Annotated in this window: 8 protein-coding genes; 1 reads left to right on the top strand and 7 read right to left on the bottom strand. The window is 68.8% G+C overall.

Going from position 1 to position 10,288, the window contains the following annotated elements; translation table 11 throughout:
* The 5 genes from greA to dapB form a co-directional block, all read right to left on the bottom strand.
* The coding region (gene greA, locus E4F61_RS10225) for a transcription elongation factor GreA (RefSeq protein ID WP_133479562.1) at nt 1–383 on the bottom strand (383 nt) is incomplete at its 3' end.
* Nucleotides 384–519: 136 nt separating this feature from the next.
* Complete coding sequence (gene carB, locus E4F61_RS10220; protein ID WP_133479561.1) at nt 520–3,762, bottom strand: carbamoyl-phosphate synthase large subunit; 3,243 nt, start codon at nt 3,760–3,762, stop codon at nt 520–522.
* Between the two features lie 7 nt (nt 3,763–3,769).
* The gene (locus E4F61_RS10215) at nt 3,770–4,219 is read right to left on the bottom strand and encodes a DUF6973 domain-containing protein (RefSeq protein ID WP_425480144.1); all 450 of its coding nucleotides are present in this window, start codon (nt 4,217–4,219) and stop codon (nt 3,770–3,772) included.
* Nucleotides 4,216–5,340, bottom strand: a complete 1,125-nt coding sequence (gene carA / locus E4F61_RS10210; RefSeq protein WP_133479560.1) for a glutamine-hydrolyzing carbamoyl-phosphate synthase small subunit — start codon at nt 5,338–5,340, stop codon at nt 4,216–4,218. The genes E4F61_RS10215 and carA overlap by 4 nt, the downstream gene beginning before the upstream one ends.
* Nucleotides 5,341–5,517: 177 nt before the next feature.
* On the bottom strand, nt 5,518–6,228 hold the full coding sequence (gene dapB / locus E4F61_RS10205) for a 4-hydroxy-tetrahydrodipicolinate reductase (protein WP_133479559.1): 711 nt from the start codon (nt 6,226–6,228) through the stop codon (nt 5,518–5,520).
* 80 nt (nt 6,229–6,308) lie between these two features.
* Here dapB and E4F61_RS10200 point away from each other — a divergent pair, with 80 nt between their 5' ends.
* On the top strand, nt 6,309–7,004 hold the full coding sequence (locus tag E4F61_RS10200; RefSeq protein WP_133479558.1) for a 2OG-Fe(II) oxygenase: 696 nt from the start codon (nt 6,309–6,311) through the stop codon (nt 7,002–7,004).
* Between the two features lie 71 nt (nt 7,005–7,075).
* Here the strand turns inward: E4F61_RS10200 and dnaJ are convergent, their stop codons facing one another.
* Together dnaJ and dnaK are read right to left on the bottom strand one after the other, a co-directional pair.
* A complete protein-coding gene (dnaJ, locus tag E4F61_RS10195; protein WP_133479557.1) occupies nt 7,076–8,200 on the bottom strand; it encodes a molecular chaperone DnaJ in 1,125 nt (374 codons plus the stop codon).
* Between the two features lie 102 nt (nt 8,201–8,302).
* Nucleotides 8,303–10,231: a molecular chaperone DnaK gene (dnaK, locus tag E4F61_RS10190; RefSeq protein WP_133479556.1), complete on the bottom strand. Its 1,929-nt coding sequence runs from the start codon at nt 10,229–10,231 to the stop codon at nt 8,303–8,305.
* Nucleotides 10,232–10,288: the final 57 nt, after the last annotated feature.

Here is a 10,288-nt window from a genome sequence, read left to right as displayed (position 1 = left end):
GCGCGCGCCACCGGCGACGAGATCGCGATCAGGCCCTGCTTGATGTCGGCTTCGAGGTCGCCCACGATCTGGTAGGTCTTCTGCTCGTCCGTGTCGACGTCCGCCAGCTCGACCGTCGCGCCGAACACCACGCGCGATCCCGCGTTGAGCTTGGCGACGTCGATCACCTCGGCATGCGACAGCTCGGCCTCGAGCTGCTTGATGCGGCCTTCGATGAAGCCCTGCTGCTCGCGCGCGGCGTGGTACTCGGCGTTCTCCTTGAGGTCGCCGTGCGCACGGGCCTCGGAAATCGCGTTGATGACGGCCGGGCGCTGCACCGACTTGAGGTTGTCCAGCTCGGCGCGCAGACGCTGCGCACCCTTCGCGGTGATGGGAGCTCTCATGGCATGTCCTTGGTGGACGCCGGCAGGCCTGCCGGCGTCGTCGATCGATGGTCGATTGTGCCGTGTCGCCCGCGGCGCTGCAGCCGCGAAACGCGACCGGCCGCACGGCGCGGTCGGCCGGCCGTGCCAGGTGGCGTCAGGCGATGGTCGCGTGCAGCTCCTGCAGCGACGCCACCGGCCCGGTGCCGCGGTATTCCAGCGACTGCATGAGCGCACGCGCGCCCGCGATCGTGGTGGAGTACGTGACGCGGTGCTGCAATGCCTCGCGGCGGATCGAGAAGGAGTCGGCGATCGCCTGGCGGCCTTCCGTCGTGTTCACGATGTACGCGATGTCGCCGTTCTTGATCAGGTCCACCACGTGCGGGCGGCCTTCGATGACCTTGTTGACGATCTCGCACTCCACCCCGTTCGCCTTCAGAAACGCGCCGGTGCCCTGCGTGGCGACGAGCGTGTAACCCTGGCGCGCGATTTCCTGCGCGACCGGCAGCAGGCGCTGCTTGTCCGGGTCGCGTACGGAGACGAAGACCTTGCCCGAGGCCGGCAGCGCGCGGATGCCGGCGGCTTCGTGCGCGCGGGCGATCGCCGCACCGAAATTGCGGCCCACGCCCATGACCTCGCCGGTCGAGCGCATCTCCGGGCCGAGGATCGGATCCACGCCCTGGAATTTCGCGAACGGGAAGATCGCCTCCTTCACCGAGAAGTAGTCCGGGACGATCTCCTTGGTGGCCCCTTGCTCGGCCAGCGTCATGCCGGCCATGCAGCGCGCGGCGATCTTCGCGAGCGGGATGCCGATCGCCTTCGATACGAACGGCACGGTGCGCGACGCGCGCGGGTTCACCTCGAGCAGGAATACCGTGTCGCTGCCGTCGGCCTCCTGCTGGATCGCGAACTGCGTGTTCATCAGGCCGACGACCTTCAGCGCACGCGCGAGTGCCACGACCTGCTCACGCAGCTTGTCCTGCGTCGCCTTCGACAGCGAATACGGCGGCAGCGAGCATGAGGAGTCGCCGGAATGCACGCCGGCTTCCTCGATGTGCTCCATGACGCCGCCGATCAGCACGTTGCCGTCCTTGTCCGCGATGATGTCGACGTCGACTTCCACCGCATGATCGAGGAAGCGGTCGAGCAGCACGGGGGAGTCGTTCGACACCTTGACCGCGTCGCGCATGTAGCGTGCGAGGTCGGAGTCGGCGTGCACAACTTCCATCGCGCGGCCGCCCAGCACGTAGCTGGGGCGCACGACCAGCGGATAGCCGATCTCGCGTGCGAGCGTCAGCGCTTCCTCGGCGCTGCGCGCCGTGCGGTTCGGCGGCTGCTTCAGCCCGAGGTCGTCGACGAGCTTCTGGAAGCGTTCGCGATCCTCGGCGAGGTCGATGCTGTCCGGCGAGGTGCCGATCACCGGCACGCCGTTGGCCTCCAGCGCGCGCGCGAGCTTCAGCGGCGTCTGCCCGCCGTACTGCACGATCACGCCGAACGGCTTCTCGAGGTCGACGATCTCGAGCACGTCCTCGAGCGTGAGCGGCTCGAAGTACAGGCGGTCGGACGTGTCGTAGTCGGTCGACACGGTCTCGGGGTTGCAGTTGACCATGATGGTCTCGAACCCGTCGTCGCGCAGGGCGAGCGCGGCATGCACGCAGCAGTAGTCGAACTCGATGCCCTGCCCGATGCGGTTCGGGCCGCCGCCCAGCACGATGATCTTCCTGCGGTCGGACGGATTGGCCTCGCACTCGTCCTCGTAGGTCGAGTACATGTACGCCGTTTCCGTGGCGAATTCGCCCGCGCAGGAGTCGATGCGCTTGTAGACGGGACGCACGCCGAACGCGCGTCGCAGCGCGCGCACCGCGCCCTCGTCGGTTCCGGTGACCTGCGCCAGGCGCGCGTCCGAGAAGCCCATGCGCTTGAGCGCGCGCATGCGGCCGGCGTCCAGCGACGCCAGGCCGGCGGCGGCGAGTTCGGCCTCGGCCTGCACGATTTCCTCGATCTGGTCGAGGAACCAGAGGTCCACGTGCGACAGCGCGTGCACGTCCTCCACGCTCATCCCGGCGCGGAACGCGTCGCCGATGTGGAACATGCGCTCCGGGCCGGGCTCGCGCAACTCGCGGCGGAGCTTGGCGAGATCCTCGTCATTGCTAAGGTCGAGGCCCGTCGGATCGAGGCCGACCTTGCCCGTCTCCAGGCCGCGCAACGCCTTCTGCAGGGATTCCTGGAAGTTGCGGCCCATCGCCATCACCTCGCCTACCGACTTCATCTGCGTGGTGAGGCGTGCATCGGCCTGCGGGAACTTCTCGAACGCGAAGCGCGGGATCTTGGTGACGACGTAGTCGATCGACGGCTCGAAGGATGCCGGCGTCTGCCCGCCCGTGATCTCGTTGCGCAGCTCGTCCAGCGTGTAGCCGACCGCGAGCTTGGCGGCGACCTTCGCGATTGGGAAACCTGTGGCCTTCGACGCCAGCGCCGACGAACGCGACACGCGCGGATTCATCTCGATGACGACCACGCGGCCGTTCTGCGCATTCACGCCGAACTGCACGTTCGAGCCGCCGGTGTCCACGCCGATCTTGCGCAGCACTGCGATCGAGGCGTCGCGCAGGCGCTGGTATTCCTTGTCGGTGAGCGTCTGCGCCGGCGCGACGGTGATCGAGTCGCCGGTGTGCACGCCCATCGCATCGAAGTTCTCGATCGAGCAGACGATGATGCAGTTGTCCGCCTTGTCGCGGACGACCTCCATCTCGAATTCCTTCCAGCCCAGCACCGATTCCTCGACCAGGATCTCGTGCACGGGCGAGAGTTCGAGGCCGCGCTTGGCGATGTCCTCGAACTCCTCCTTGTTGTACGCGATGCCGCCACCGGTGCCGCCGAGCGTGAAGCTCGGACGGATGATGGTCGGGTAGCCGACACGGGTCTGGATCTCGACCGCTTCCTCGAGCGTGCGCGCCACCGCCGCCTTCGGGCATTCGAGGCCGATCTCCTGCATCGCGACGCGGAAGAGTTCGCGGTCCTCCGCCATGCGGATGGCCTCGCGCGAGGCGCCGATCAGCTCGACGCCGTACTTCTCCAGCACGCCGTTGTCGGCGAGGTCGAGCGCGCAGTTCAGCGCGGTCTGGCCGCCCATCGTCGGCAGCAGTGCGTCGGGCTTTTCCTTGGCGATGATCTTCTCGACCGTCTGCCAGTTGATCGGCTCGATATAGACCGCGTCCGCCATGTCGGGGTCGGTCATGATCGTCGCCGGGTTGCTGTTGACCAGCACGACGCGGTAGCCCTCGTCGCGCAGCGCCTTGCAGGCCTGGGCGCCGGAGTAGTCGAACTCGCACGCCTGTCCGATGACGATGGGGCCCGCGCCGATGATCAGCACGGTCTTGATGTCGGTGCGCTTGGGCATCGTGTCCTCAGTACAGTCGGTTCTGCCAGCGCGATGCGGGCAGCCAGGTGATTCGGTCAGGCTCGACCGCGTCGACGGCGCCATGGCGCACGGCGTTGCGGACGTCAGCCTGCATGTCGTTCCAGCTCGACGCGTTCGCGCCGATGCGCGCGCCGAGCAGGTTGTTGTGCGCGTCCATCGCGCGGGCGCTGTTGCCCTGCCCGCCGCGCTCCATCACGGCGGTCACCCATTCCACGCAGCGCGGCGAGAGCGTGTACGCGACGATCGCGCTCGCTAGCGAATGCCGGTAGGCGTCCGCCGGGCCGTTGCGGCCGCCCGGCAGGTCGGCGGCGAAGAACTGGCGGTAGGTGGCGCCAAGCACGAAGACGGGGTACGCGGCGAGCAGCAGCACGACCACCGTGACGCGACGCCAGCGACGGCGCCTTGAACGGCCGTCGGCGGCGCCCGCCGCCGTCAACGCGCGGCCTCCATCGAGGCGATGAACCGATCGAACAGCGGTGCGAGGTCGTGCGGGCCGGGGCTGGCTTCCGGGTGGCCCTGGAAGCTGAACGCGGGCACGTCGTTGAGCGCGATCCCCTGGTTGCTGCCGTCGAACAGCGAGCGGTGGGTGACGCGCGCGTTCGCAGGCAGCGTGGCCTCGTCGACCGCGAAGCCGTGGTTCTGGCTCGTGATCATCACGCGACCCGTCTCGACGTCCTGCACCGGGTGGTTCGCGCCGTGGTGGCCGAACTTCATCTTCAGCGTGCGTCCCCCCACCGCGAGGCCGAGGATCTGGTGGCCGAGGCAGATGCCGTACAGCGGCAGTCGGCGCGCGAGGAACTCCCGCGTCGCGTCGATCGCGTACGTGCAGGGCTCCGGATCGCCGGGACCGTTCGACAGCACCACGCCGTCCGGGTTCATCGCGAACACGTCGGCGGCCGGCGTCTGCGCAGGCACCACGGTCACGCGGCAGCCGCGCGAGGCGAGCATGCGCAGGATGTTGAGCTTCACGCCGAAGTCGTAGCAGACGACGTGGAAACGGCCGTCCGTATCGTCGAACGCGTCGCGATCGAGGTCGAGCTCGGTCGCGCGCCATTCGTACGGCGTGCGCGTGCAGACCTCCTTGGCGAGGTCCATGCCCTTCAGGCCGGGGAACTTGCGCGCCGCCTCGACAGCCGCATCCGCATCGATGTCACCCGCCATGAGCGCGCCGTTCTGGGCGCCGCGGTCGCGCAGCAGGCGCGTCAGCTTGCGCGTGTCGATGTCCGAAATGGCGACCATGCCCTTCGCCGCCAGCCATTCGGGCAGCGACATCTGCGTGCGCCAGTTGCTGGGCCGCTTGGGCACGTGCCGGACGATAAGCCCGGCCGGCCAGACCGCGTTGGCCTCGTCGTCCTTGTCCGTCGTGCCGGTGTTGCCGATGTGCGGATAGGTCAGCGTGACCAGCTGGCGGGCATACGACGGGTCGGTGACGACTTCCTGGTAGCCGGTCATCGCCGTGTTGAACACGACTTCACCGACCGACAGGCCGGGCGCGCCGATCGAAACGCCTTCGAAGATCGTGCCGTCTTCGAGCGCGAGGATTGCGGGTTGGGTCACGGGGATCGCCTGTGCTGCCGGGGGATGCCAAGCCCTGCAGGTGCCGGATCGCGGCTGCAGAAAATCGCGGACGCGGTGCGGGACCGGTCCGACGATGGGCTTCAGGCGAGCGAGAATTCTAGACGCAAGGCGCCCGTGAAGCCAGCGGCAGCCGGCCCGCGGGACGTGAAAACGTCGTCAGTCGAGCAGATCCGCGACGCGGTACGCACCCGGCGCGCGGCCGTGGAGCCGGCGAGCGACGTGGAGCGCCCCGCGGGCGAAGATGTCGCGGCTGGTCGCCCGGTGGACGAGTTCGATGCGCTCGCCGGCAGTGGCGAACTGGACCAGGTGCTCGCCGACGATGTCGCCGGCGCGCAGCGACGCGAAGCGCGGCGACGCCCCGCCCGCCTCGGCCCGGGCACCCAGCGCCAGCGCGGTGCCGGACGGCGCGTCCTTCTTGTGCACGTGGTGCGACTCGACGATGTCGCAGTCCCAGTCGCGAAGCGCGCGCGCGGCGCGCTCCACGAGGTCCGCGAGCACGGCGACACCCAGACTGAAATTGGCCGCCCATACCACCGGAACGTGCCCGGCGGTCGCGTCCAGCGCGGCACGCTGCGCCTCGTCGAGCCCCGTGGTGCCCGAAACCAGCGCCGCGCCGCGGGCCGCGCACAGCGCGAGCACCCCGTCGAACGCTTCGGGCAGGCTGAAGTCGATCGCGACGTCGAAGGCCGGCGCGCGGTCGAGGTCCGACGCGGGCAACCACTGGACCCCGGCAGGCAGCGCCTCGGGCTCGCGGCGGGACGCGGCGGCGACCACGCGCAGGTCGTCGCGTTCGGCCGCGAGCCGCAGCAGCGCCTGGCCCATGCGGCCGGTCGCGCCGTGGATGAGAAGTCGGGTCGGATCGGTCATCGCGCGAGGCTAGCGACGGCCGCTCCCGCCGACAAGGCGCGACGCCCTAGAATCCATGCGTACGACCGAACGGGGCCGCCATGGACGCACTGCTCGACACCCAACGACTCGACGCCACGCCGGCCGGCGCGCGCGAAACCCCGTTCCCCCTGTTCGTGGTCGACGCGATGCTGCCCGACGATGCAGCCACGGTCGCCGCGCTCGACGCCGATTTTCCTTGCTACCGCAGCGCCGGCTTCTTCCCCTATGCGGAGGACGACTGCGGGCCCAGCGTCCGCCGCGTCGTCGAGCAGATGACATCCCGCGAATTCGGCGACGCGATCGGGCGCCGGCTGGGCATCGAGGGCCTGGGAGCCAAGCCGACGCTGGCGACACTGTGCCGCTCGCTCAACCTGCGTCACGGCACGATCCATACCGACAGCCGCTCGAAGATCGTCACGGCGCTGCTGTACCTCAACCGGTCGTGGCCGGATACCAGCGGCGGTTGCCTGCGATTCCTCGAGAAGATTGACGACATCGACGCCACCGTCGTGCCCGAAGTGCGGCCGCTGTACGGCACCCTCGCGGCGTTCAAGCGCGAGGACAACTCCTTCCACGGGCACCTGCCCTACGAGGGCGAGCGGCGCGTGATCCAGGTGGCGTGGCTGACGAGCGAAGAGGAAAAGCTGCGGAAGACGCGGCGCGGCCGGTTCTCGCGCGGCCTCAAGCGGCTGCTGGGCGCGCTCGACCGCCGCTTCGGCGCCCGCCGCGGCGACAACGCGTCGCATCCGGACTGACGCGCGAGCAGAAAGCGTCCAGGCGAAACCGGGCGAGCGGCCCGTTCCCCCGGTACGGACTGCACCGGCGCTCAGCCGGTCATGCGATCCCAGAAGCCCTTGACGCCATCGAGGAACGTCGACGAGCGCGGCGAATGGCGTCGCGCGTTCTCGTCGTTGAAGGTCGCCTCGAACCGCTCCAGCAGCTCGCGCTGCTCGGCGGTCAGGTTCACCGGCGTTTCGACCACGACGCGGCAGTAGAGGTCGCCGGTGGCGCGGCTGCGAACCGAGCGCACGCCCTTCCCGCGCAGCCGGAAGACCTTGCCGGACTGCGTTTCGGCGGGGATGCGCAACTCCATCTCGCCTTCGAGCGTCGGTACCCGCACGGCGTCGCCGAGCGCCGCCTGCGAAATGCGGATCGGCACCTCGCAGTGGAGGTCGTCGCCGTCGCGCTGGAAGATCTCGTGCTCGCGCACGCGGATGTCGACGTAGAGATCGCCCGGCGGCGTGCCGGGCGGGCCCGCTTCGCCCTCGCCGGCGAGGCGGATGCGATCGCCGTTGTCGACACCCGCGGGAACCTTGACCTGCAGCGTCTTGGTGCGTTCCACGCGGCCCTGGCCGCCGCAGTCGTCGCAGGGATTGGTGATGATCTTGCCGCGGCCGCCGCAATGCGGGCAGCCCTGCTGCATCGAGAAGATGCCGCGCTGGAACCGCACCTGGCCGCGGCCCTGGCAGGTCGAGCACGTTTCGAGCTTGCCGTCCTCCGACCCGCTGCCGTGGCAGGTGTCGCACTCGTCGAGCGTGGGAATCTCGATCTGCTTTTCGACGCCGCCGACCGCCTCTTCCAGGCCGAGCTCCATCACGTAGCCGATGTCGGCACCGCGGCGCGGGCCGCGCGCGCCACCGCCGCCACCGAAGATGTTGCCGAAGATGTCGCCGAAGATGTCGCCCATGTCGGCGTAACCCGCCCCGCCGCCGCCGCCCATGCCGTGCTCGAACGCGGCATGGCCGTGCGCGTCGTACATGCGGCGCTTGCCGGCGTCGGACAGCGTTTCGTACGCCTCCTTGCACTCCTTGAACGCGGCTTCGGCCGCGTGGTCCCCCGGATTGCGGTCCGGGTGGTGCTTCATCGCGGCGCGCCGGTAGGCTTTCTTCAGGTCCTCGTCGCTCGCATCGCGCGCAACGCCCAGAACCTCGTAATAGTCACGCTTGCTCATCGACCTGCTCGCCCTGCTCGATTCGGGCCCGCGGATACAGTCACGCGGCGGCCCCCGTCCCCATGAGGGACGGGAGCCTCGCGGCTCCCGTCCGGTGACAGCTTACTTCGGCTCGTCGCCCTTCACTTCGGTGAATTCGGCATCGACGACATCGTCGTTGCGCGACGCACCGCCCGGATTCGCACCGGCCGAGGCCTGCTCGCCATCGCCCTGCCCCGCCTGCGCAACCGCCAGCAGCGACTGCGCGGCTTCCTCGAGCGCACGGCTCTTCGCCTCGATCTGGCCCTTGTCGTCACCCTTCATGGCGGTTTCAAGGTCGGCGATCGCCGTCTCCGCGCGACCGATCGCATCGCCCGGCACCTTCTCGCCGTGCTCCTTGATCGCCCCGCGGGTCATGTGGATGAGGCCGTCGGCGTGGTTGCGCGCCTGCACGAGCTCCTGGAACTTCTTGTCCTCTTCGCGATTGGCTTCGGCGTCCTCGACCATCCGCTTGATCTCGTCCTCGGACAGGCCCGAGCCCGCCTTGATCTCGATCTTCTGCTCCTTGCCGGTCTTCTTGTCCTTGGCGGTGACGTGCACGATGCCGTTGGCGTCGATGTCGAACGCGACCTCCACCTGCGGCATGCCGCGCGGCGCCGGCTCGATGCCGGTCAGGTCGAAGCGCGCGAGCGACTTGTTGTAGCGGGCCTGTTCGCGCTCGCCCTGCAGCACGTGTACGGTGACGGCGGACTGGTTGTCCTCCGCGGTCGAGAACGTCTGCGACGCCTTGGTCGGGATCGTGGTGTTCTTCTCGATGATCTTGGTGAACACGCCGCCGAGCGTCTCGATGCCGAGGCTCAGCGGGGTCACGTCGAGCAGCAGCACGTCCTTGACGTCACCCGCCAGCACGCCGCCCTGGATCGCGGCGCCGATCGCGACCGCCTCGTCCGGATTGACGTCCTTGCGCGGCTCCTTGCCGAAGAACTCGGCCACCGCTGCCTGCACGCGCGGCATGCGGGTCTGGCCACCGACGAGGATAACGTCGTTGATGTCGGATGCGCGCAGCCCGGCGTCGTTCAGCGCCACCCGGCACGGCTCGATCGTCTTCTTGACGAGGTCCTCGACCAGCGCTTCGAGCTTGGCGCGCGTCAGCTTGATGTTGAGGTGCTTCGGGCCCGACGCGTCGGCCGTGACGTACGGCAGGTTGACGTCGGTCTGCTGCGCGCTCGAGAGCTCGATCTTCGCGCGCTCGGCCGCATCCTTCAGGCGCTGCAGGGCGAGCGGGTCCTTGCGCAGGTCGATGCCCTGCTCGCGCTGGAACTCCTCGACGAGGTAGTCGATGACGCGCTTGTCGAAGTCCTCGCCGCCGAGGAACGTGTCGCCGTTGGTCGCGAGCACTTCGAACTGCTTCTCGCCGTCGACTTCCGCGATCTCGATGATCGACACGTCGAACGTGCCGCCGCCCAGGTCGTACACGGCGATCTTGCGGTCGGCGCCGGACTTGTCGAGGCCGTAGGCCAGCGCGGCCGCGGTCGGCTCGTTGATGATGCGCTTGACCTCGAGGCCCGCGATGCGGCCGGCGTCCTTGGTCGCCTGGCGCTGCGAGTCGTTGAAGTAGGCCGGAACCGTGATCACCGCTTCGGTGACGGTCTCGCCGAGGTAGGCCTCGGCGGTCTTCTTCATCTTGGCCAGCACTTCGGCCGAGATCTGCTGCGGCGCCATCTTCTTGCCGTCCGCCGTCTCGACCCACGCATCGCCGTTCTCGTGCTGCGTGATCTTGTACGGAACCAGGCCGATGTCCTTCTGCACTTCCGCGTCGGTGAACTTGCGGCCGATGAGGCGCTTCACCGCGTAGAACGTGTTCTTGGGGTTCGTGACCGCCTGGCGCTTGGCCGAGGCGCCGACCAGCACTTCGCCGTCCTTCGTGTACGCGACGATCGACGGCGTGGTGCGGTCGCCCTCCGCGTTCTCGATGACCTTCGCCTTGCCCCCTTCCATGACCGCGACGCACGAGTTGGTCGTGCCGAGGTCGATGCCGATGATCTTGCCCATGGGTGTGCTCCTGCCAGTTCGAATTCAGTGGGGCGCCGTGCGCCGATAAGCCGTATC

Origin of the sequence: Cognatilysobacter segetis (assembly GCF_004359965.1) — a bacterium.
Lineage (GTDB): Bacteria > Pseudomonadota > Gammaproteobacteria > Xanthomonadales > Xanthomonadaceae > Cognatilysobacter > Cognatilysobacter segetis.
The sequence above is the reverse complement of the archived record's forward strand: the minus strand, read 5'-3'. Positions and strand labels throughout refer to the sequence as shown.

Bases quoted from the DNA above. Each gene is read 5' to 3' on its own strand.
- carB (WP_133479561.1), bottom strand. From the start codon at position 3,762: ATGCCCAAGCGCACCGACATCAAGACCGTGCTGATCATCGGCGCGGGC.
- dapB (WP_133479559.1), bottom strand. From the start codon at position 6,228: ATGACCGATCCGACCCGACTTCTCATCCACGGCGCGACCGGCCGCATG.
- E4F61_RS10200 (WP_133479558.1), top strand. From the start codon at position 6,309: ATGGACGCACTGCTCGACACCCAACGACTCGACGCCACGCCGGCCGGC.
- dnaJ (WP_133479557.1), bottom strand. From the start codon at position 8,200: ATGAGCAAGCGTGACTATTACGAGGTTCTGGGCGTTGCGCGCGATGCG.
- dnaK (WP_133479556.1), bottom strand. From the start codon at position 10,231: ATGGGCAAGATCATCGGCATCGACCTCGGCACGACCAACTCGTGCGTC.